The sequence below is a fragment of the Pseudomonas sp. TE6288 genome (assembly GCF_054062095.1).
This window is the reverse complement of record NZ_JBSSEW010000028.1, coordinates 1-21,077: the sequence shown is the minus strand read 5'-3', so window position 1 is coordinate 21,077 and position 21,077 is coordinate 1. Positions and strand designations below refer to the sequence as shown.

Sequence of the window (21,077 nt, the reverse complement as noted above, 5' to 3'; positions counted from 1 at the left end):
ACGGTGACAACAAATGGTCGATTCCCTCCTTGCCTCATCCACCTATCGCCTGCGCAAGAAGCTGTACTCAGCCCATGCGCAGCACACACGCCGTAAGCGCTCGGTAGGCGTAACCTCGGTATTCTGGTCTGCCGGCCAGACACTCAGGATCTCGTTCCTGAACGGCACCTGCCCCTGGCACAAGCAGGCGATAGTCGCCACTGCGTGCCATTGGCTCAGGTACGCCAACCTGCATTTCAAGCTTGTCAACGATGGTGACAGCCAGGCCGAAATCCGCATTCGTACCGATGTCGCCGAAGACATCAACTACAGCGTCCTGGGCAACCAGTCGCTGAATGAGGCGGACGAGAGCATGGCCATTGGCGCCAAGCTGTCAGACCCGCGCTTCGAAGCAATCGTCCTGCATGAGTTCGGCCATGCGCTGGGCATGGATCACGAGCATCAGCATCCCCACGCCAACATTCCCTGGGACCTCGCGGCACTGCGTCCGCTGTTGAGAGAAATCCTCGCCAAGGAAGTGGACGACCAGGAGGCGCTCGACGATGCGATCGAGGACGAGCTCGCCACCCAGTTTCTTCCGGTGCCTGACGATGGCACCCGATTGCTGCTGCCCTACGACAGGCAGTCAATCATGCATTATCAGGTCAGGCAGACGCACACAGTCGGTAACTGGAAGGCAAGGCGAAACCAGGTAATCAGTGAAAAAGACAAACGCTTCATGCGCCTGGTCTATCCCCACCCCTGTCAGTTGCGCTGCTAACGAACCAGCCCCAGGTTCGCCTCACTCATGTCCAACTCGCCCAGCACCTGGCGCACCACTTCATCGCCCACCCGGTGCTGGCGATGCAACTCATATAGCTCCAAGCGCTGCGCCCGCAGCGCACGGAGCCTCAGGCGGCGCTCCAACTGGTCCATCTGCTCGGCCAGCGCACGGGCCTCGGCGGTGTCGTTGTAGCTGTCCAGTTCATCCCGGTATTCGGCCATCAGCCGCGCTTTCAGCTCGGTGGCCAGGGTGGCCTGGGCGGCGTCCTGGGGCGCATTGGCATCGATCACTTCCTCGGCTTCCAGGGCATGGATAGCCGCTTCGGCGGTGCGCCGCCAGGCCTCCTGCACCTCCTGGTGCAAGCGTTCGTCAGGGCTCTTGGTCACGCCACGCAGCAGGATCGGCAGGGCAATCACCGCGCTGACCAGCGACAGCAGGATCACCCCGGCGGCAATGAAGATCAGCAGGTCGCGCTCGGGGAAGGCTTTGCCCGCCCCCATCAGCAACGGCACCGACATCACGCCCGCCAGGGTCACCGCCCCGCGCACGCCGCCAAAGGTCAGCAGCCAGCAGGAGCGCGCGGTCGGCATCAGCACCAGCGCCGGCTTGCCGCGCCAGCGCCGCACCACGCCGATCGCCCGCCAGATGCTCTGCACCCAGACAAAACGCAGCAGCACCAGCGCGGCGAAGATCGCCACCACGTCCAGGCAGCGCCAGGCCAGGGTCGGCCACACCGTCGCCTCGTCGGTGACCACCGCCTTGATGATGTCCGGCAACTGCAGGCCGAGCAGCAGGAAGATCAGGCCGTTGAAAGCGAACTCCAGCAACGACCAGACACTGCGATTGAGCAGGCGGGTGCTGGTCTGACGCGGCAGCAGGTCGAGCCAGCTCTGCATCATGCCCGCGGCCACCGCCGAGAGGATGCCCGACACACCCAGGCGCTCAGCCAGCACGTAGGCGGCGAACGGCAGCAGCAGCATGAACACCACGTGGGTGGCCGGATCGTCCCAACCGCGGGTGATCATCCACATGCGCAGGCGCCCCACCAGCCAGCTCAGCGCCACGCCCACCGCCAGGCCGCCAAGGGCGACGAGCACGAAGGTCAGGCTGGCCTCGGTCAGCGAGAACACGCCGGTGATGGCGGCGGCCAGGGCGAACTTGAAGGTTACCAGGCCCGAGGCGTCGTTCATCAATGCCTCGCCCTGGAGCATGTGCATCAGGGGCGTGGGCAGGCGGTCCTGGGTGATGGCCGAGACCGCCACCGCATCGGTGGGCGACAGCACCGCCGCCAGGGCAAAGGCCACCGGCAGGGGAATGCTCGGCAGCAGCCAGTGGATGAAGTACCCGGCGCCGACCACGGTGAACAGCACCAGCCCCACGGCCAGAGCCACCACCGGCCCGCGGATACGCCACAGCTCGCGCTTGGGCATACGCCAGCCATCGGCGAACAGCAACGGCGGCAAGAACAGGAACAGAAACAGCTCCGGGTCCAGCGCCACATGCAGGCCCAGGGTTGGCCAGGCCAGCAAGGCACCCGCACCGATCTGCACCAGCGGCAGCGGCAGCGGCAACACGCGCCCCACCAGTTTCGACATGCTCACCAGCATCAGCAGGATAAGAACGGTATAGGCTGACTGCATCGGCAAGCTTCCTGTGTAATCGGAGAAACGACAGCAAGGCGAAACATCGCCATTGAAACAATATGTTAGCGAGGACCTTCTATTGTGGACCGCTGCACGTTAGTCGCAACCCACCGGCGAATATGTAACACAATGCTACTTGAGACGATGTGACATACATCCCCCCGTACCTTCGGGCCCGCAGCCGTGGCGCCAACCCCATCGATACCGCATAATCGCTCCCACCCAATCTTCAAGGAGTATCGGGGACGCCAGCCCCCAGCCGGCAGCCCCAGGCATTTCAATGGCTTACACTCTCTACGGCATCAAAGCCTGCGACACCATGAAAAAGGCCCGTACCTGGCTTGAAGAAAAGGCCATTGGCTACGACTTCCACGACTACAAGACCCAGGGCATCGACCGCGACAGCCTGAACCGCTGGTGCGACGAGCATGGCTGGGAAGTCGTGCTGAACCGCGCCGGGACCACCTTCCGCAAGCTCGACGACGCCAGCAAGGCCAACCTCGACCAGGCCAAGGCCGTCGAACTGATGGTCGCCCAACCGTCGATGATCAAGCGCCCGGTGCTCGACCTCGGCGAGCGCACGCTGGTCGGCTTCAAGCCCGACCTGTACGCGGCGGCGCTGGCCTGATCACGCATTACGCTCCATCCCTTTTCGCATGAGGTAATCGCATGTCTCAATCGCTGTTCAGCCTGGCCTTCGGTGTCGGCACCCAGAACCGCCAGGGCGCCTGGCTGGAAGTCTTCTACGCACAGCCTGTGCTCAATCCGTCCGCCGAACTGGTCGCGGCCATCGCGCCGGTTCTCGGTTATGAAGGTGGCAACCAGGCCATCGCCTTCAGCACCGCCCAGGCCGCCCAGCTGGCCGACGCGCTCAAGGGCGTCGACGCCGCCCAGGCCGCCCTGCTGACCCGCCTGGCCGAAAGCCACAAGCCGCTGGTCGCCACCCTGCTGGCCGAAGACGGCGCCCTGGCCTCCACCCCCGAGGCCTACCTCAAGCTGCACCTGCTGTCGCACCGCCTGGTCAAGCCGCACGGTGTGTCGCTGGCCGGCATCTTCCCGCTGCTGCCCAACGTCGCCTGGACCAACCAGGGCGCGGTCGACCTGGCCGAGCTGGCCGAGCGGCAACTGGAAGCGCGCCTGAAAGGTGAACTGCTGGAAGTATTCTCGGTGGACAAGTTCCCGAAGATGACCGACTACGTGGTGCCCGCCGGCGTGCGCATCGCCGACACCGCCCGTGTGCGCCTGGGCGCCTACATCGGCGAAGGCACCACCATCATGCACGAAGGCTTCGTCAACTTTAACGCCGGCACCGAAGGCCCGGGCATGATCGAAGGCCGCGTCTCCGCCGGCGTGTTCGTCGGCAAGGGCTCGGACCTGGGCGGAGGCTGCTCGACCATGGGCACCCTGTCCGGCGGTGGCAACATCGTCATCAAGGTCGGCGAAGGCTGCCTGATCGGCGCCAACGCCGGTATCGGCATCCCGCTGGGCGACCGCAACACCGTCGAAGCCGGCCTGTACATCACCGCCGGTACCAAGGTGAACCTGCTGGACGAGAACAACCAGCTGGTCAAGGTGGTCAAGGCACGCGATCTGGCCGGCCAGACCGACTTGCTGTTCCGCCGCAACTCGCTCAATGGCGCCGTGGAGTGCAAGACCCACAAGTCGGCCATCGAGCTGAACGAGGCATTGCACGCTCACAACTGAGGCTCTGCCTGGGTTTGAGGTGATAAGATCGGGTCTGCTCCTACGGGCAGACCCGATTTTTCATTCCAGGCCCCGCGAACATGTTCCAGCCCTCCCCCTGGCGTACCGACTTCCCGGCCATCGCCGCCCTGCAACGGCAGCACCAGACCTATCTGGACAGCGCCGCCACCGCGCAGAAACCCCAGGCCTTGCTTGATGCCCTGAGCCATTACTACGGGCATGGTGCAGCCAATGTGCACCGCGCCCAGCACCTGCCCGGCGCCTTGGCGACACAGGCCTTCGAGGGCACACGGGACAAGGTCGCCGCCTGGCTCAATGCAGCCGATGCGCGCCAGATCGTCTTCACCCACGGCGCTACCTCTGCATTGAACCTGCTGGCCTATGGCCTGGAACATCGCTTCGAGGCAGGCGACGAAATCGCCGTCAGCGGCCTGGAGCACCACGCCAACCTGCTGCCCTGGCAACAACTGGCGCACCGCCGCAACCTGCGACTGGTGGTCCTCCCGGTCACTGACCAGGGGCATGTCGACCTGGAGCAGGCCCTGCAACTGATCGGCCCGCGCACTCGCCTGCTGGCGATCAGCCAACTGTCCAACGTGCTGGGTACCTGGCAACCGCTGGCGCCTTTGCTGGCACATGCCCGCGCCCAGGGCGCGCTGAGCGTTGTCGATGGCGCCCAAGGCGTGGTTCATGGCCGGCACGACGTGCAGCAACTGGCGTGCGACTTCTATGTGTTCTCCAGTCACAAACTCTATGGTCCGGACGGAGTGGGCGTACTTTACGGCCGCCAGGATGCGCTGGCGTTGCTGCGTCACTGGCAGTACGGCGGAGAAATGGTGCAGATGGCGGACTACCAGAGCGCCAGTTTCCGCCCCGCGCCACTGGGTTTCGAAGCCGGCACCCCGCCGATTGCCGGGGTGATCGGCCTGGGCGCCACCCTGGACTACCTGGCCAGCCTCGACGTACATGCCGTGGCCGCCCATGAAAGCAGCCTGCACCAGTATCTGGTACGTGGCCTGGCCGATCGCGAGGGGGTTCGCCTGCTCGGCTCGCCCGAGGCGGCTTTGGCCAGTTTCGTCATCGATGGCGTGCACAACGCCGATATCGCCCACCTGCTGACCGAACAGGGTATCGCCGTGCGCGCCGGGCACCATTGCGCCATGCCACTGCTCAGGCACCTGGGGCTCGATGGCGCGATCCGCGTTTCGCTGGGGCTGTACTCAGACAGTGACGACCTGCAGCGCTTCTTCGCGGCGCTCGACAAAGGCCTGGAGCTGTTGCGATGAACCTTTCGCCAGAGGCCAGCCAAGCGCTGGAAGCTTTCGAACAGGCGCGTGGCTGGGAGCAGCGGGCGCGGTTGCTGATGCAGTGGGGCGACCGCCTGGAACCGCTGGGTGACAGCGACAAGACCGAAGCCAATCGGGTGCATGGCTGCGAGAGCCTGGTATGGCTGGTGGCTGTGCGGGACGACGGCCAGTGGCGGTTCAAGGCAGGCAGCGATGCGCGGATGCTGCGGGGGTTGCTGGCACTTCTTCTTGTGCGGGTACAAGGCTTGGCCAGCGATCAGTTGGAAGCGATCGACCTGAGCGCCTGGTTTACCCAATTGGGGCTGGAGCGGCAGTTGTCACCGTCGCGCAGCAATGGGCTGCATGCGGTGCTACTGAGGATGGCCGAACTCGCCACCCAGGCCTGAATCGCTGCCCCGCGATAGCCTAATCAGCCTTGACCCGCTCCGAAGGTCGCCGCGCCCCGGCCACCAGTTTTTCAACGGCCTTGCTCGCCGCCACCATGCCGAAGGTCGCGGTCACCATCATCACCGCGCCGAAACCACCGGCGCAGTCCAGGCGTACGCCTTCACCGACAAAGCTCTTCTGCAGGCACACACTGCCGTCGCCCTTGGGGTAGCGCAGCTGTTCGCTGGAGAACACGCATGGCACGCCATAGTTGCGGCTGGTGTTGCGCGAGAAGTTGTAGTCGCGGCGCAAGGTCGAGCGCACCCGTGAAGCCAGCGGGTCGTTGAAGGTCTTGTTGAGATCGCCGACCTGGATCTGGGTCGGGTCGATCTGCCCGCCGGCGCCACCGGTGGTGACGATGGCGATCTTGCGCCGGCGGCACCAGGCAATCAGCGCGGCCTTGGCCATCACGCTGTCGATGCAGTCGATCACGCAGTCCATCTGCTCGGTGATGTACTCGGCCATGGTCTCGCGGGTGACGAAGTCGGCCACCGCGTGCACCGTGCAAGCCGGGTTGATCGCCCGCAGACGCTCGGCCATCACCTCGACCTTGAGGCGGCCCACCTGCCCTTCGAGGGCGTGGGCCTGGCGGTTGGTGTTGCTCACGCAGACATCGTCGAGGTCGAACAGGCTGATCTCGCCCACGCCACTGCGCGCCAGGGCCTCGGCCGCCCATGAGCCGACCCCGCCGATGCCGACGATGGCCACATGGGCCTGGCGCAGGCGCTGCAAGCCGTCGTCGCCGTAGAGCCGGGCGACGCCGGCGAAGCGTGGATCTTCTGTGCTCATGTGGGGACCTCGAAAAAACCGGCGCGCATTATATGCCAAGGCATGCGCTCCGGGGGAGCACAGCGCGTGAACACGCCGCAACGGCGTGGCAGAGCGGCTCGGTGTTGGAACAAAACCTACCTAGCCTGCTTTAATGTCCTATCAAGCAAATATATCTGGACGACAAGCGAGCGGCCTCAGAACTACATTCCTTGTCGATAATCCAACAGATTACCTTCTCCGGCACTTGTAGGACCCACGGCCTGCGACAGCGACCCTCGCTCCCCTCTTCGGAACCTCGAACACCTATGTCATCACGTAAATTCGGTCTCAACCTGGTGGTGGTCCTGGCGATCGCCGCGCTGTTCACCGGGTTCTGGGCCTTGATCAACCGCCCGGTTTCCGCCCCCGCCTGGCCGGAACAGATCTCCGGTTTTTCCTATTCGCCCTTCCGCCTGGGGCAGAGCCCGCAGAAAGGCCAGTACCCCAGCGAGGACGAGATCCGCCAGGACCTCGAGCAACTGAACAAGCTGACCGACAACGTGCGCATCTACACCGTTGAAGGCACCCAGGCCGAGGTACCGCGCCTGGCCGAAGAGCTCGGCCTGCGCGTGACCTTGGGCATCTGGATCAGCAACGACCAGGAGCGCAACGAGCGCGAGATCGAAAAGGCCATCGGCCTGGCCAATACCTCGCGCAGCGTGGTGCGGGTGGTGGTCGGCAACGAAGCGTTGTTTCGCGAGGAAGTCACCGCCGAACAGTTGATCGGTTACCTCGACCGGGTGCGCGCCGCGGTGAAGGTGCCGGTGACCACCAGCGAGCAGTGGCACATCTGGAAGGAACACCCGGAGCTGGCGAAACACGTCGACCTGATCGCCGCGCACATCCTGCCCTATTGGGAATTCGTGCCCATGAAGGACTCGGTGCAGTTCGTCCTCGACCGTGCCCGCGAGCTGCGCAAGCAGTTCCCACGCAAGCCTCTGCTGCTCTCGGAGGTTGGCTGGCCCAGCAATGGCCGTATGCGCGGCGGCGCCGACGCCACCCAGGCCGACCAGGCCATCTACCTGCGTACCCTGGTCAACACCCTCAACCGCCGTGGCTACAACTACTTCGTCATCGAGGCCTACGACCAGCCGTGGAAGGCCAGCGACGAAGGTTCGGTTGGCGCCTACTGGGGCGTGTACAACGCCGAGCGCCAGCAGAAGTTCAACTTCGAGGGGCCGATCGTGGCGATCCCGCAATGGCGCGCCTTGGCCGTGGCCTCGGTGGTGCTGGCGATGATCGCCCTGGCCGTCCTGCTGATCGACGGCTCGGCCCTGCGCCAGCGCGGGCGTACCTTCCTCACCTTCATCACCTTCCTGTGCGGGTCGGTGCTGGTATGGATCGCCTACGACTACAGCCAGCAGTACAGCACCTGGTTCAGCCTCACCGTGGGCGTGCTGCTGGCGCTCGGTGCCCTCGGCGTTTTCATCGTGCTGCTGACCGAGGCCCACGAACTGGCCGAGGCGGTGTGGATCCACAAACGCCGACGCGAATTCCTGCCCGTACAGGGCGACAGCGCCTATCGCCCCAAAGTCTCAGTGCATGTGCCGTGCTACAACGAGCCGCCGGAGATGGTCAAGCAGACCCTAGACGCCCTCGCCGCGCTGGACTACCCGGATTACGAAGTGCTGGTGATCGACAACAACACCAAGGACCCGGCCGTGTGGGAGCCGCTCAAGGCCCACTGCGAGAAGCTCGGCACGCGCTTCAAGTTCTTCCACGTCGCGCCCCTGGCCGGCTTCAAGGGCGGGGCGCTGAACTACCTGATCCCGCACACCGCCAAGGACGCCGAGGTGATCGCGGTGATCGACTCGGACTACTGCGTCGACCGTAATTGGCTAAAACACATGGTGCCGCACTTCTCCGACCCGAAGATCGCCGTGGTGCAGTCGCCGCAGGACTACCGCGACCAGCACGAGAGCGCCTTCAAGAAGCTGTGCTACAGCGAGTACAAGGGCTTCTTCCATATCGGCATGGTCACCCGCAACGACCGTGACGCGATCATCCAGCACGGCACCATGACCATGACCAGGCGCAGCGTGCTCGAGGAACTCGGCTGGGCCGAATGGTGCATCTGCGAAGACGCCGAACTGGGCTTGCGAGTGTTCGAAAAAGGCCTGTCGGCGGCCTACGCCCACAACAGCTACGGCAAGGGCCTGATGCCCGACACCTTCATCGACTTCAAGAAGCAGCGCTTCCGCTGGGCCTACGGCGCCATCCAGATCATCAAGCACCACGCCGGCGCCCTGCTGCGCGGCAAGGGCAGCGAGCTGACCCGCGGCCAGCGCTACCACTTCCTGGCCGGCTGGCTGCCATGGATCGCCGATGGCATGAACATCTTCTTCACCGTCGGCGCGCTGCTGTGGTCGGCGGCGATGATCATCGTGCCGCACCGGGTCGACCCGCCGCTGATGATGTTCGCCATCCCGCCGCTGGCGCTGTTCTTCTTCAAGGTCGGCAAGATCCTGTTCCTCTATCGCCGCGCGGTGGGTGTCGACCTGAAGGACGCCTTCGCCGCCGCCCTGGCAGGGCTGGCGCTGTCGCATACCATCGCCAAGGCGGTGCTGTACGGTTTCTTCACCAGCAGCATGCCGTTCTTCCGCACGCCAAAGAATGCCGATAGCCATGGGCTGCTGGTGGCGATTGCCGAGGCCCGCGAAGAGCTGTTCATCATGCTGATGCTGTGGGGCGCGGCGCTAGGGATCTATCTGGTTCAGGGGCTGCCGAGTTCGGACATGCGCTTCTGGGTGGCGATGCTGCTGGTGCAGTCGTTGCCGTACCTGGCGGCGTTGGTGATGGCGCTGCTGTCGTCGCTGCCCAAGCCGGCGGACAAGGTCAGCGAAGCACAAGTCGTTTGATGCAGCGTGGGAGCGGCGGTACGCCGCTCCCGCCAAGCACATCGTGTCCGCAAACATCATTTGATATAAGATAACGCCCAGTTTCCTGCCCTGCCTTGCCCCCGGAGTCTTGCAATGACGGCCCCTGCCGAGCTTTCGCCTACCCTGCAACTGGCCTGCGACCTGATCCGCCGCCCGTCGGTCACCCCGGTCGATGCCGACTGCCAGACCCAGATGATGAACCGCCTGGGCGCCGTCGGCTTCCAGCTCGAGCCGATGCGCATCGAAGACGTAGACAACTTCTGGGCCAGCCATGGCACCCAGGAAGGCCCGGTGCTGTGCTTCGCCGGCCACACCGACGTGGTGCCCACCGGCCCGGTGCAGCAGTGGCAGCATGAGCCGTTCGAAGCGCTGATCGATGCCGACGGCATGCTCTGCGGCCGTGGCGCCGCCGACATGAAGGGCAGCCTGGCGTCGATGGTGGTGGCCAGCGAACGCTTCGTGCACGACTACCCGAACCACCGCGGCAAGGTCGCGTTCCTGATCACCAGCGACGAGGAAGGCCCGGCCCACCATGGCACCAAGGCCGTGGTCGAGCGTCTGAAGGCGCGCAACGAGCGCCTGGACTGGTGCATCGTCGGCGAGCCGTCCAGCACCACCCTGCTCGGTGACGTGGTCAAGAATGGCCGTCGCGGCTCGCTCGGCGCCAAGCTGACCGTGCGCGGCAAGCAGGGCCACGTGGCCTACCCGCACCTGGCGCGCAACCCTATCCACCTGGCCGCGCCGGCCCTGGCGGAACTTGCCGCCGAGCACTGGGACGAAGGCAATGCGTTCTTCCCGCCGACCAGCTTCCAGATCTCCAACCTCAACTCCGGCACTGGCGCCACCAACGTGGTACCGGGCGAGCTGACCGCGCTGTTCAACTTCCGTTTCTCCACCGAATCGACGGTCGAGGGCCTGCAGCAACGCGTCGCGGCGATCCTCGACAAGCACCAGCTGGAATGGAGCATCGATTGGGCGCTGTCGGGCCTGCCGTTCCTCACCGAGCCGGGCGAACTGCTCGATGCGGTGTCGTCGAGCATCAAGGCCGTCACTGGCCGCGAGACCCGACCATCGACCAGTGGCGGTACCTCCGATGGCCGTTTCATCGCCACCATGGGTACCCAGGTGGTCGAGCTCGGCCCGGTCAACGCCACCATCCACCAGGTGGACGAGCGTATCCTGGCCAGCGACCTCGACCTGCTGACCGAGATCTACTATCAGACCCTGGTACGGTTGCTCGCCTGATGCTCGCCTGCCCTCTCTGCCAGGCGCCCCTGGCGCAGCTCGACAACGGCGTGGCCTGCCCCGCCGGCCACCGCTTCGACCGCGCCCGCCAGGGCTACCTGAACCTGCTGCCGGTACAACACAAGAACAGCCGCGACCCGGGTGACAACCAGGCCATGGTCGAAGCCCGTCGTGACTTCCTCGACGCCGGGCACTACGCCCCGGTGGCGAGTCGCCTGGCGCAACTGGCTGCCGAGCGCCAGCCGCAGGCCTGGCTGGACATCGGCTGCGGCGAAGGCTACTACACCGCGAAGATTGCCCAGGCGCTGCCTGCGGCCGACGGCTACGCCCTGGACATCTCCCGCGAAGCGGTGAAGCGCGCGTGCCGCCGAGCCCCTGAAGTGACCTGGATGGTGGCCAGCATGGCCCGCGTTCCCATGGCCGATGCCAGCTGTGGCTTCATCGCCAGCGTGTTCAGCCCGCTCGACTGGCAGGAGGCCAGGCGCCTGCTCGCCCCGGGCGGCGGGCTGATGCGGGTCGGCCCGACCAGCGGTCACCTGATGGAGCTGCGCGAGGTGCTCTACGATGAAGTGCGTCCCTACGCCGACGACAAGCACCTTGCCCTGGTCCCTGAAGGCATGACCCACGCCCACAGCGAGGTCCTCGAGTTCCGCCTGAGCCTGGTCGAGGCCAAGGCCCGCGCCGATCTGCTGGCGATGACCCCGCACGGCTGGCGGGCCAGCGCCGAGAAGCGCGCACAAGTGATCGACCAACCCGAACCTTTCGTGGTCACCGTTTCCATGCGTTATGACTATTTCGTGCGCCAAGACTGAGCACACTGGAGCCACCCATGCGTCAACCCGATATCGAGATCTACCTCAAGGACGCCGAGGTCGATCACAAGCAGATCGCCGACTGGCTGACCCAGGCCCTGGGCCCGTGCAGCGAATGGAAGCAGAAAGGCCAGACCTTCAAGTGCACAGCCGGTAACATCCCGGTTACCTGGTTGCCAAAGGCTGTGGGGAAATGGAACAGCCTGTACCTGGAAAGTGACCAGACCCCCTGGGTCGACGACATCGCCTGCGCGCGTGCGGCATTCGCCGCGCTGAACGTCGAAGTGCGTTGCGCGCCAGGTAGCTGGGCGGAAGAAGACGGGGAAGAAGATGCCGATCGCTGGATCCGCATCAGCGCCGACGGTGAAGAGGAAATCACCTGGCGTACCAGCTGAGGCCGTTCGCATCAGGCTGCAAGTTCCACGGACAACTTGCAGCTTGAGCGTGCAGCCGGAAGACTCAGAGCCCGACTACATCCTCTGCCTGCAGGCCTTTCTGGCCCTGCACGAGTGCGTACTCCACCTGCTGTCCCTCGACCAGGGTGCGATGCCCCTCACCGCGGATAGCCCGATAGTGGACGAACACGTCCGCACCACCTTCGCGCTGAATGAAGCCATAACCCTTGGCATCGTTGAACCACTTAACATTCCCAGTCTCACGAGACGACATCTGAACTACTCCGGATTTTTATTTTGAAGATCGCCTTGCTGGCATGGGCTCACCGCCCGTGCCGACGCAGCTTGCGCGAATATCCTGCAAGCGGCAGGCCGAGTATATGACAGGGAACAAAAAAAATTCATGACAGGGTCATTTTTGGCGGAATTTTGCTGAACTTACGCAGATACGGCAGACTAACGTGCTGAAAAGACACTGCAACTTCCACCCAGGGCCCACCCCATGACCCGTTCTCCCCTGCGCCGCCTCATCTTCGGCGCCCTGCGTCGCGTTCTCTACCTGTGGGTGCGCTCCGAAACCATCAACCAGTCCTCGCTGACACTCAAGCTCGACCGCAGCCGACCGGTGTTCTACGCCCTCTCCTCGCCTTCGCTGACCGACCTGGCCGTGGTTGACCACGAATGCACCAAGGCAGGGCTGCCACGCCCGGTGCTGCCGGTGGCCGTCGGCCCCTTGCAGGAGCCCGCGGCGTTCTTCTACCTGACCCCCGACCCCGACTGGCTCGGCCGCCAGGACAAGCGTGGCGCGCCGCCCACCCTCGAACGCCTGGTCGCGGCGATCAGCCAGCACGCCGAGGAAGACGCGCAGATCATTCCGGTCAGCGTGTTCTGGGGCCAGACCCCGGCCAGCGAGTCGAGCCCGTGGAAACTGCTGTTCGCCGACAGCTGGGCGGTCACCGGCCGCCTGCGCCGGCTGCTCAGCGTGCTGATCCTCGGGCGCAAGACCCGGGTGCAGTTCTCCGCGCCAATCCACCTGCGCGAGCTGGTGCAGCACAACAAGGGCCACGAGCGCACCGTGCGCATGGCCCAACGCATGATGCGCGTGCATTTTCGCAACCTGAAGACCGCGGTCATCGGGCCAGACATCTCGCACCGGCGCAACCTGGTCAAAGGGCTGGTGCACGACCCGTTGGTGCGCCAGGCGATCAGCGACGAGGCCGACCGCGAGAAAATCCCCTACGCCAAGGCCGAGGCCAAGGCGCTGCACTATGGCAACGAGATCGCCTCGGACTATACCTACACCGCGATCCGCTTCCTTGAAGTGGTGCTGAGCTGGTTCTGGAACAAGATCTACGACGGCATCAAGGTCAACCACATCGAGCAGGTGCAGGGTATCGCCCCCGGCCACGAAGTGATCTACGTGCCCTGCCACCGCAGCCACATCGACTACCTGCTGCTGTCCTACCTGCTGTTCCGCAACGGCCTGACGCCGCCGCACATCGCCGCCGGCATCAACCTCAACATGCCGGTGATCGGCGGCCTGCTGCGCCGCGGCGGGGCGTTCTTCATGCGCCGCACGTTCAAGGGCAACCCGCTGTACACCGCCGTGTTCAACGAATACCTGCACACCCTGTTCACCAAGGGCTTCCCGGTGGAGTACTTCGTCGAAGGCGGGCGTTCGCGCACCGGGCGCATGCTGCAGCCGCGCACCGGCATGCTGGCAATCACCCTGCGCAGCTTCCTGCGCTCCTCGCGCACGCCGATCGTCTTCGTGCCGGTGTACATCGGCTACGAGCGGGTGCTCGAAGGCCGCACCTACCTGGGCGAGCTGCGCGGCGCCAGCAAGAAGAAGGAATCGATCTTCGACATCTTCAAGGTCATCGGCGCGCTCAAGCAGCGCTTCGGCCAGGTGTACGTCAACTTCGGCGAGCCGATCCGCCTGAACAGCTTCCTCGACCAGCAGCAACCCGGCTGGCGCGAACAGGCGCTGGGCCCGCAGTTCCGCCCGGACTGGCTCAACGAAACCACCACCCGCCTGGGCGAAACGGTTGCCCGCCACCTCAACGAGGCTGCGGCAATCAACCCGGTCAACCTGGTGGCGCTGGCCCTGTTGTCGACCAGCCGCCTGGCCCTGGACGAACGAGCCCTGACCCGCGTGCTCGACCTGTACCTGGCCCTGCTGCGCCAGGTGCCCTACTCGCCGCACACCACCCTGCCCGAGGGTGACGGCAAGGCACTTATCGAGCACGTACTGGGCATGGACCTGCTGGCCGAGCAGAAGGATGCGCTGGGTCGCATCCTCTACCTGGACGAAGCCAACGCGGTACTGATGACCTACTACCGCAACAACGTACTGCACATCTTCGCCCTGCCGGGGCTGCTGGCGAGCTTCTTCCTCAGCAGCTCGCGCATGAGCCGCGAACTGCTGGGCCAGTACGTGCGAGCGCTGTATCCGTACCTGCAGGCCGAACTGTTCCTGCGCTGGACGCCCGAGCAACTGGACGAGGTGATCGACCAGTGGCTGGCGGCGCTGGTCGAACAGGGGCTGCTGCGCAAGGAGCAAGACATCTACATGCGCCCCGCGCCCAGCTCGCGGCAGTTCGTGCTGCTGACGCTGCTGGCGCGCACCATCACCCAGACCCTGCAGCGCTTCTACATGGCCACTTCGCTGCTGCTCAACAGCGGCCAGCACACGCTGAGCGCCGAGGAACTGGAGGAGCTGTGCGTGATGATGGCCCAGCGCCTGTCGATCCTGCATGGCTTGAATGCGCCCGAGTTCTTCGACAAGACTCTGTTCCGCCACTTCATCCAGACGCTGGTACGCGAAGGGGTCTTGCGACCCGACAGCACCGGCAAGCTGGGCTACCACGACAAGCTCGCCGAACTGGCCGAAGGCGTGGCCAAGCGCGTGCTGTCAGCGGAGCTGCGCCTGTCGATCCGCCAGGTGGCCTTGCACCGCGATGAAACACCGGAACCTGCCGCGCTTGCCTGACTGGCCCGATCACGGCCTGAACGATACGCTGAACCTGTTCCATTCTGCCCATAAGGAAAGCCCCATGATCCGCTCCTCCCTGCGCTTCACCACCCTGTGCGCCGGCCTGCTGTTGTCGGCCAGCGCCCTGGCCCTGTCGCTTGGCGACCTGTCCCAGAGCGACGCCTCCGGCGGCCTGAAGGACGCCCTCACCCAAGGCGCGCAGATCGCCGTCAAGCAACTGAGCACCCCCGGTGGTTTCAGCAACAACCCGGACGTGCGCATCGAGCTGCCAGGCAACCTCGGCAAAGCGGCCAAGGCCATGAAGATGTTCGGCAAAGGCGACCAGGTCGATGCCCTGGAAACCAGCATGAACAAGGCCGCCGAGGCTGCCGTGCCGCAAGCCCAGGCGATCCTGGTGGACGCGGTGAAGAAGATGACCGTGACCGATGCCAAGGGCATCCTCAGCGGTGGCCAGGATTCGGCCACCCAGTACCTGAACAAGAGCAGCCGTGAGCAGATCCGCGCCAAGTTCCTGCCGATCGTCAAGCAGGCCACCGACAAGGTCGGCCTGGCCCAGCAGTACAACAGCTTTGCCGGGCAGGCCAAGGGCCTTGGCCTGATCAAGGATGACGCCAATATCGAGAACTATGTGACCGAGAAGGCGCTGGACGGCTTGTTCGAGATGATCGGCAAGCAGGAAGAAAGCATTCGCCAGAACCCGGCCGGTGCGGCCACCAGCCTGGCCAAGAAGGTGTTCGGCGCGCTGTGATGTCGAGCTGAAAACCAGTGGGGCTGCTGTGCAGCCCTATCGCTGGCAAGCCAGCTCCCACAGGTACTGCGCAACTCGTGTGGGAGCCGGCTTGCCGGCGATAGGAGGGCAAAGCCCTCCCGCTCGTTCCTCAGTTTTTCTTGACCCTGAACCACGCCGCATAGAGCGCCGGCAGGAACAGCAGGGTCAGCACCGTGGCGACGATCAACCCACCCATGATCGCCACCGCCATCGGTCCGTAGAACACACTCCTCGACAACGGAATCATCGCCAGCACCGCCGCCAGCGCGGTCAGCACGATCGGCCGGAAGCGCCGCACCGTGGCCTCGATGATCGCCTGCCAACGCTCCATCCCTGCGGCGATATCCTGTTCGATCTGGTCCACCAGGATCACCGAATTGCGCATGATCATGCCCGCCAGGGCGATGGTCCCGAGCATGGCGACGAAACCGAACGGCTGGCGGAACACCAGCAGGAACAGAGTCACGCCAATCAGCCCCAGGGGCGCGGTGAGGAACACCATGAACATCCGCGAGAAACTGCGCAGCTGGATCATCAGCAGGCTCAGCACTACCACGATGAACAGCGGCATGCCGGCGTTCACCGAACGCTGGCCACGCTCGGAGTCTTCCACCGTGCCGCCCACCTCGAGCAAGTAGCCATCAGGCAGCTCGTCCTTGATCTGCGCCAGCGTCGGCTGGATCTGCTTGATCAAGGTCGCCGGCTGTTCCTTGTCGTAGATATCGGCGCGCACGGTGACCGTGGGCAGGCGGTTGCGGTGCCAGATGATGCCTTCCTCGAAGCCGTACTCAAGGGTCGCCACCTGCGACAGGGCCACGCTCTGGCCGTTGTCGGTGGGCACCGCCAGGCTGCCCAGGTTGCCCAGCTCACGGCGCTCCTCTGGCGTACCGCGCAGGAGAATCTCGATCAGCTCGTTGTCTTCGCGGTACTGGCTGACGTTGCTGCCGGTCAGTGAACTCTGCAGGAAGCTCGACAGGTGCGCGGTGCTCACGCCCAGCGCCCGGGCACGGTCCTGGTCGATATCCAGGTACACCGCCTTGCTCGGTTCTTCCCAGTCCAGGTGCACGTTGACCACATGCGGGTTCTCGCGCACCTTGGCCGCCACCTCGCGGGCCAGGGCGCGGACCTTCTCGATGTGCTCGCCGGTGACCCGGAACTGCACCGGATAGCCTACGGGCGGGCCGTTTTCCAGGCGCGTCACCCGCGAGCGCAGGTCGGGGAACTGCTGGTCCAGGGTGCCGATCAACCAGCTGCGCAGGCGTTCACGGTCCTCCAGCGACTTGGCCAGCACCACGAACTGGGCAAAGCTCGCCGCCGGCAGTTGCTGGTCCAGCGGCAGGTAGAAACGCGGTGAACCAGTGCCGACATAGGCGACGTAGTTGGCGATACCGTCCTGCTGCTTGAGCAGCGCCTCCAATTGCTTGACCCGCTCGGCGGTGTTGTTCAGCGAAGCGCCTTCGGTCAGCTTCAGATCGACCATCAGCTCCGGCCGCCCGGAAGCCGGGAAGAACTGCTGAGGCACGAAGCGGAACAACAGGATGCTGCCGACGAACGCGGCGATGGTCAGCACGATCACTGTCTTGCGTCGCCGCACGCACCACTCGACCACGCGCCGGACTCGTTGGTAGAACGGTGTTGCATAGGGGTCGGGGGCGTGCCCGTCGGCGCCGTGGCGAGCGGCGTGAAGCTTGGCCAGGTCCGGCAGCAGGCGCTCGCCCAGGTAGGGCACGAACACCACCGCCGCCACCCAGGACGTGAGCAAGGCAATGGTCACCACCTGGAAGATCGAACGGGTGTATTCCCCAGTACTCGAAGCCGCCGTGGCGATCGGCAGGAAGCCCGCTGCGGTGATCAGGGTACCGGTGAGCATCGGGAACGCCGTACTGGTCCAGGCGTAGCTCGCGGCCTTGAGCCGGTCATAGCCCTGCTCCATCTTGATCGCCATCATCTCCACTGCGATGATCGCGTCGTCGACCAGCAGGCCCAGGGCCAGCACCAGCGCCCCCAGCGAGATCTTGTGCAGGCCGATGCCGAAGTAGTGCATGGCGGCGAAGGTCATGGCCAGCACCAGCGGGATCGCCAGCGCCACCACCAGGCCGGTGCGCAGGCCCAGCGAGAAAAAACTCACCAGCAGGACGATGGCCAGGGCCTCGACCAGCACCTGCACGAACTCACCGACCCCGGCCTTCACCGCCGCCGGCTGGTCGGACACCTTGCGCAGTTCCATGCCTGCCGGCAGGCTCTGCGCCAGGCGGGCGAACTCGCCCTCCAGAGCCTTGCCAAGCACCAGGATGTCGCCGCCGTCCTTCATCGACACCGCCAGCCCGATGGCGTCCTCGCCCATGAAGCGCATGCGCGGCGCGGGTGGGTCGTTAAAACCGCGCTGCACCTCGGCGACGTCACCGATGCGGAAGGTGCGATCACCAATGCGGATAGGAAACTGGCGAATCTGCTCGACGCTGTCGAAGCGCCCGCTGACCCTCAGTTGCAGGCGCTCGCTCGAGGTTTCGAAGAAACCCGCGGTACTCACCGCGTTCTGTTCGCGCAGCGCCTGCTGCACGGCGGCGAGCGGCACCCCGAGAGTGGCCAGCTTGACGTTGGACAGTTCGATCCAGATCTTCTCGTCCTGCAGGCCGATGAGCTCCACCTTGCCCACGTCCTTGACCCGCTGCAGCTGGATCTGGATACGGTCGGCGTAGTCCTTGAGCACCGCGTAGTCGAAGCCGGCGCCGGTCAGGGCGTAGATATTGCCGAAGGTGGTGCCGAACTCGTCGTTGAAGAATGGCCCCTGCGCTTCGGGGGGCAGGGTGTGCTTGATGTCCGCGACCTTCTTGCGGATCTGGTACCACAGCTCGGGGATATCCTTGGAATACATCGCGTCACGGGCCATGAACGTGACCTGGGACTCACCGGGCCGGGAGAACGAGACGATCTTCTCGTACTCGCCGGTCTCCATCAGTTTCTTCTCGATACGTTCGGTGACCTGGCGCGACACCTCCTCGGCGGTCGCGCCTGGCCACAGGGTACGGATGACCATGGCCTTGAAGGTGAAGGGTGGATCCTCGCTCTGCCCCAGCTTGGTGTAGGACATGGCGCCTACTGCTGCCAACAGGATCATCAGGAACAGTACGATCTGGCGGTTGCGCAGCGCCCAGGCGGAAAGGTTGAAACCCATCGGGACTTACTCCTTGGCCGCCAGGTTCACTTCACGGTTGCTGCGGTCCACAGGCCGCACCTGTTGCCCCTCGCGCAGCACATGGCCGCCCGCAGCCACCACCCAGTCGCCGGCCTCCAGGCCTTCGAGCACCGGCACGCTGTCCGCGCCATAGGCACCCAGACGCACAGCGGCGCGCTGCAGGCGGTTGTCCTTGCCAACCCGCCAGACATAGGCCTGCCCCGCCTCGGCGGTCACTGCCGACAGCGGGACTGCCAGCGGCGAACGTTCGGCATGATCGATGAACACTCGCGCGCTCTGGCCCAGCTCGGCAGGGGTGGCGTTGGAGATAAAGGCGATGCGCGCGGCAAAGGTGCGCGAACGCGGGTCCGCCGCCGGGGAAAGCTCGCGGATCCGGCCTTCGAAACGCCGGTTCGGGTGCGACCACAGTTCCACGCTGACTGTCTGCCCGACAGCAAAGCGGGCGAACTGTTGCTCCGGCAGGCCTATGACCACTTCGCGCTCACCATCGGCAGCCAGCGTGAACACAGTCTGCCCCGCCGCCACCACCTGGCCCACCTCGACCTGACGCTTGGCGATCACGCCGGCCTGGGGCGCGCGCAACACGGCGTACTCGGCCTGGTTGCCCGCCACTTCGTACTCGGCCTTGGCCTGCTTCAGGCGGGCCATGCCGGCGCGGTAAAGGTTCTCGGCATTGTCGAACTGGGAATGGCTGACCATCTGCCGATCCAGCAGTTTCTGGTAGCGGTCGCGCTCGGCGCGCACCAGCGCCAGGTTGGCTTCGGCCGCGGCCAGCTGGGCGCGGTTAGCCTCCAGTTGCAGACGCACGTCCTGCGGGTCGAGTTCGGCCAGCGGCTGCTCGGCCTTGACCCGCTGCCCCTCCTCCACCAGGCGTTTGCTGACCTTGCCTCCGATGCGGAACGCCAGTTCAGGCTCGAAGCGCGCCCGCACCTCGCCCGGGTAACTGTCGGCGGATGCGCCGGCCGGCTGGGGTTGGACCACCAGCGCCGGGCGCGGTGCGGCAGGTGGCGCGGCCTCCTGGCCGCAGGCGGTGAGCAGCAGCACGGCAACGGCCGGCAGGGCGAGGGACAACGCACGACGCAACATGATGAATGACCTTTGGCAGAGGGCGCATCGAATATTTATACTGGCGAGTATATTAAGTCAGCGAATCGAGCCGGGGAAGCAGGCGCTTCAGAGAAAATCGATATTTAGTGGTGCGACGTACGCTGCAGCCGACCGCCCCTGGACCCGGTAAGATGTGCCCCTTTCACAGAGAATGCGGTCCCTCATGTCCAACGACGCACCCATCGGCCCCGGCCGGCCCAAGGACCTTGCCAAGCGCGAGGCCATCCTCGAAGCCGCCAAGCGCCTGTTTCTCAGCCTTGGCTATGCCAACACCAGCATGGATGCGGTCGCTGCGGCGGCAGGTGTTTCGAAACTCACCGTCTATAGCCATTTCACCGACAAGCAGACGCTGTTCGGCGCGGCGGTCATGGCCACCTGCCAGAACCAGTTGCCCGACCTGATGTTCGAGTATCCTGAAGGCGCGGCGGTGGAAGATGTGCTGCTGAACATTGCCCGTGGTTTCCAGGCTTTGATCAGCAGTGACGAGGCCGTCAAGCTGAGCCGCCTGATCTTTGCCCTGGGTAGCCAGGATCCGGGGTTTGGCCAGTATTTCTATGCGGCGGGGCCCAAGCGGGTGATGAGCGGGATGGAGGCGTTGCTGCGTTGTGTCGACCAGCGCGGGCTGTTGCGGATCGATAACCCGTGGCAGGCGGCGGAGCATTTCTTCTGCCTGGTGAAGGGGGCGCCGGATTATCGGTTGCTGCTGGGGTGCTCGCCGGCGCTGGAGGGGGATGAGGCTGAGGCGCATGTGCGGGAGGCGGTGGGGGTTTTTATTCGGGCGTTTCGGGGGTAGGTTCGGGTTTGGGTTTGGGTTTGGGTTTGGGTTTGGGTTTGGGTTTGGGTTTGGGTTTGGGTTTGGGTTTGGGTTTGGGTTTGGGTTTGGGGCGATTGTTTTGGTTTTTGTGAGCGCATTCGTAGAAGATGTCGACATTTAGTCACCCTTTCGCCTTTACGGCGACCTACTTTTGTCTTGACAAAAGTAGGCAAAACCGTTCGGCTCCGTTCATACGGCCCCTACGCTTCGCT

At 64.8% G+C, this 21,077-nt stretch carries 17 protein-coding genes; 12 read left to right on the top strand and 5 right to left on the bottom strand.

The features are described 5' to 3' along the window. Positions 1-13 precede the first annotated feature (13 nt). On the top strand, positions 14-760 hold the full coding sequence (locus ACVWY1_RS23595; protein ID WP_258599999.1) for a zinc metalloprotease: 747 nt from the start codon (positions 14-16) through the stop codon (positions 758-760). On the opposite strand, the gene ACVWY1_RS23590 is transcribed toward ACVWY1_RS23595, so the two are convergent. After that, entirely contained in the window at positions 757-2,403 is a 1,647-nt protein-coding gene (locus ACVWY1_RS23590; RefSeq protein ID WP_277501789.1) for a Na+/H+ antiporter, read from the bottom strand. The two genes, ACVWY1_RS23595 and ACVWY1_RS23590, sit on opposite strands and share 4 nt — an antisense overlap. Positions 2,404-2,686: 283 nt before the next feature. Here ACVWY1_RS23590 and ACVWY1_RS23585 point away from each other — a divergent pair, with 283 nt between their 5' ends. From ACVWY1_RS23585 to ACVWY1_RS23570, 4 genes are all read left to right on the top strand, one after another. Further along, positions 2,687-3,034: an ArsC family reductase gene (locus ACVWY1_RS23585; RefSeq protein ID WP_023631566.1), complete on the top strand. Its 348-nt coding sequence runs from the start codon at positions 2,687-2,689 to the stop codon at positions 3,032-3,034. A gap of 41 nt (positions 3,035-3,075) precedes the next feature. Beyond that, positions 3,076-4,110, top strand: coding sequence for a 2,3,4,5-tetrahydropyridine-2,6-dicarboxylate N-succinyltransferase (gene dapD / locus ACVWY1_RS23580; protein WP_046854388.1), 1,035 nt, complete (start codon positions 3,076-3,078; stop codon positions 4,108-4,110). An 80-nt stretch (positions 4,111-4,190) separates the two neighbouring features. After that, entirely contained in the window at positions 4,191-5,396 is a 1,206-nt protein-coding gene (locus tag ACVWY1_RS23575) for a cysteine desulfurase (RefSeq protein WP_457378823.1), read from the top strand. Continuing rightward, on the top strand, positions 5,393-5,803 hold the full coding sequence (locus tag ACVWY1_RS23570) for a SufE family protein (protein ID WP_457378822.1): 411 nt from the start codon (positions 5,393-5,395) through the stop codon (positions 5,801-5,803). The genes ACVWY1_RS23575 and ACVWY1_RS23570 overlap by 4 nt, the downstream gene beginning before the upstream one ends. 19 nt (positions 5,804-5,822) lie before the next feature. On the opposite strand, the gene tcdA is transcribed toward ACVWY1_RS23570, so the two are convergent. Then, complete coding sequence (tcdA, locus tag ACVWY1_RS23565) at positions 5,823-6,632, bottom strand: tRNA cyclic N6-threonylcarbamoyladenosine(37) synthase TcdA (RefSeq protein ID WP_038706694.1); 810 nt, start codon at positions 6,630-6,632, stop codon at positions 5,823-5,825. Between the two features lie 287 nt (positions 6,633-6,919). On the opposite strand from tcdA, the gene ACVWY1_RS23560 reads away from it, so the two are divergent. The 4 genes from ACVWY1_RS23560 (at position 6,920) to ACVWY1_RS23545 (ending at position 11,984) form a co-directional block, all read left to right on the top strand. Next, a complete protein-coding gene (locus ACVWY1_RS23560; RefSeq protein ID WP_198755163.1) occupies positions 6,920-9,511 on the top strand; it encodes a glycosyltransferase in 2,592 nt (863 codons plus the stop codon). Positions 9,512-9,625: 114 nt separating this feature from the next. After that, a complete protein-coding gene (gene dapE / locus ACVWY1_RS23555) occupies positions 9,626-10,777 on the top strand; it encodes a succinyl-diaminopimelate desuccinylase (RefSeq protein WP_102684042.1) in 1,152 nt (383 codons plus the stop codon). Continuing rightward, complete coding sequence (locus ACVWY1_RS23550) at positions 10,777-11,589, top strand: putative RNA methyltransferase (protein ID WP_277501794.1); 813 nt, start codon at positions 10,777-10,779, stop codon at positions 11,587-11,589. The genes dapE and ACVWY1_RS23550 overlap by 1 nt, the downstream gene beginning before the upstream one ends. A 17-nt stretch (positions 11,590-11,606) precedes the next feature. Next, a complete protein-coding gene (locus ACVWY1_RS23545) occupies positions 11,607-11,984 on the top strand; it encodes a hypothetical protein (protein ID WP_102684040.1) in 378 nt (125 codons plus the stop codon). A gap of 64 nt (positions 11,985-12,048) precedes the next feature. On the opposite strand, the gene ACVWY1_RS23540 is transcribed toward ACVWY1_RS23545, so the two are convergent. Further along, on the bottom strand, positions 12,049-12,258 hold the full coding sequence (locus ACVWY1_RS23540) for a cold-shock protein (protein WP_011535295.1): 210 nt from the start codon (positions 12,256-12,258) through the stop codon (positions 12,049-12,051). 228 nt (positions 12,259-12,486) lie between these two features. On the opposite strand from ACVWY1_RS23540, the gene plsB reads away from it, so the two are divergent. After that, complete coding sequence (plsB, locus tag ACVWY1_RS23535; protein WP_139669169.1) at positions 12,487-14,976, top strand: glycerol-3-phosphate 1-O-acyltransferase PlsB; 2,490 nt, start codon at positions 12,487-12,489, stop codon at positions 14,974-14,976. Positions 14,977-15,040: 64 nt separating this feature from the next. Then, a complete protein-coding gene (locus ACVWY1_RS23530; protein WP_023631317.1) occupies positions 15,041-15,727 on the top strand; it encodes a DUF4197 domain-containing protein in 687 nt (228 codons plus the stop codon). A gap of 130 nt (positions 15,728-15,857) precedes the next feature. Here ACVWY1_RS23530 and ACVWY1_RS23525 read toward each other — a convergent pair whose 3' ends face one another. Together ACVWY1_RS23525 and ACVWY1_RS23520 are read right to left on the bottom strand one after the other, a co-directional pair. Further along, positions 15,858-18,923, bottom strand: coding sequence for an efflux RND transporter permease subunit (locus tag ACVWY1_RS23525; RefSeq protein WP_457378821.1), 3,066 nt, complete (start codon positions 18,921-18,923; stop codon positions 15,858-15,860). A 6-nt stretch (positions 18,924-18,929) separates the two neighbouring features. Then, complete coding sequence (locus ACVWY1_RS23520) at positions 18,930-20,030, bottom strand: efflux RND transporter periplasmic adaptor subunit (protein ID WP_277501796.1); 1,101 nt, start codon at positions 20,028-20,030, stop codon at positions 18,930-18,932. Positions 20,031-20,202: 172 nt separating this feature from the next. On the opposite strand from ACVWY1_RS23520, the gene ACVWY1_RS23515 reads away from it, so the two are divergent. Continuing rightward, positions 20,203-20,844: a TetR/AcrR family transcriptional regulator gene (locus tag ACVWY1_RS23515; protein WP_102690704.1), complete on the top strand. Its 642-nt coding sequence runs from the start codon at positions 20,203-20,205 to the stop codon at positions 20,842-20,844. The last annotated feature ends 233 nt before the right edge of the window (positions 20,845-21,077 follow it).

Excerpts from the sequence above, each read along its gene's own strand:
- ACVWY1_RS23595 (WP_258599999.1), top strand. The coding sequence starts at position 14 with ATGGTCGATTCCCTCCTTGCCTCATCCACCTATCGCCTGCGCAAGAAG.
- ACVWY1_RS23590 (WP_277501789.1), bottom strand. The coding sequence starts at position 2,403 with ATGCAGTCAGCCTATACCGTTCTTATCCTGCTGATGCTGGTGAGCATG.
- ACVWY1_RS23585 (WP_023631566.1), top strand. The coding sequence starts at position 2,687 with ATGGCTTACACTCTCTACGGCATCAAAGCCTGCGACACCATGAAAAAG.
- dapD (WP_046854388.1), top strand. The coding sequence starts at position 3,076 with ATGTCTCAATCGCTGTTCAGCCTGGCCTTCGGTGTCGGCACCCAGAAC.
- ACVWY1_RS23575 (WP_457378823.1), top strand. The coding sequence starts at position 4,191 with ATGTTCCAGCCCTCCCCCTGGCGTACCGACTTCCCGGCCATCGCCGCC.
- ACVWY1_RS23570 (WP_457378822.1), top strand. The coding sequence starts at position 5,393 with ATGAACCTTTCGCCAGAGGCCAGCCAAGCGCTGGAAGCTTTCGAACAG.
- tcdA (WP_038706694.1), bottom strand. The coding sequence starts at position 6,632 with ATGAGCACAGAAGATCCACGCTTCGCCGGCGTCGCCCGGCTCTACGGC.
- ACVWY1_RS23560 (WP_198755163.1), top strand. The coding sequence starts at position 6,920 with ATGTCATCACGTAAATTCGGTCTCAACCTGGTGGTGGTCCTGGCGATC.
- dapE (WP_102684042.1), top strand. The coding sequence starts at position 9,626 with ATGACGGCCCCTGCCGAGCTTTCGCCTACCCTGCAACTGGCCTGCGAC.
- ACVWY1_RS23550 (WP_277501794.1), top strand. The coding sequence starts at position 10,777 with ATGCTCGCCTGCCCTCTCTGCCAGGCGCCCCTGGCGCAGCTCGACAAC.
- ACVWY1_RS23545 (WP_102684040.1), top strand. The coding sequence starts at position 11,607 with ATGCGTCAACCCGATATCGAGATCTACCTCAAGGACGCCGAGGTCGAT.
- ACVWY1_RS23540 (WP_011535295.1), bottom strand. The coding sequence starts at position 12,258 with ATGTCGTCTCGTGAGACTGGGAATGTTAAGTGGTTCAACGATGCCAAG.
- plsB (WP_139669169.1), top strand. The coding sequence starts at position 12,487 with ATGACCCGTTCTCCCCTGCGCCGCCTCATCTTCGGCGCCCTGCGTCGC.
- ACVWY1_RS23530 (WP_023631317.1), top strand. The coding sequence starts at position 15,041 with ATGATCCGCTCCTCCCTGCGCTTCACCACCCTGTGCGCCGGCCTGCTG.
- ACVWY1_RS23525 (WP_457378821.1), bottom strand. The coding sequence starts at position 18,923 with ATGGGTTTCAACCTTTCCGCCTGGGCGCTGCGCAACCGCCAGATCGTA.
- ACVWY1_RS23520 (WP_277501796.1), bottom strand. The coding sequence starts at position 20,030 with ATGTTGCGTCGTGCGTTGTCCCTCGCCCTGCCGGCCGTTGCCGTGCTG.
- ACVWY1_RS23515 (WP_102690704.1), top strand. The coding sequence starts at position 20,203 with ATGCGGTCCCTCATGTCCAACGACGCACCCATCGGCCCCGGCCGGCCC.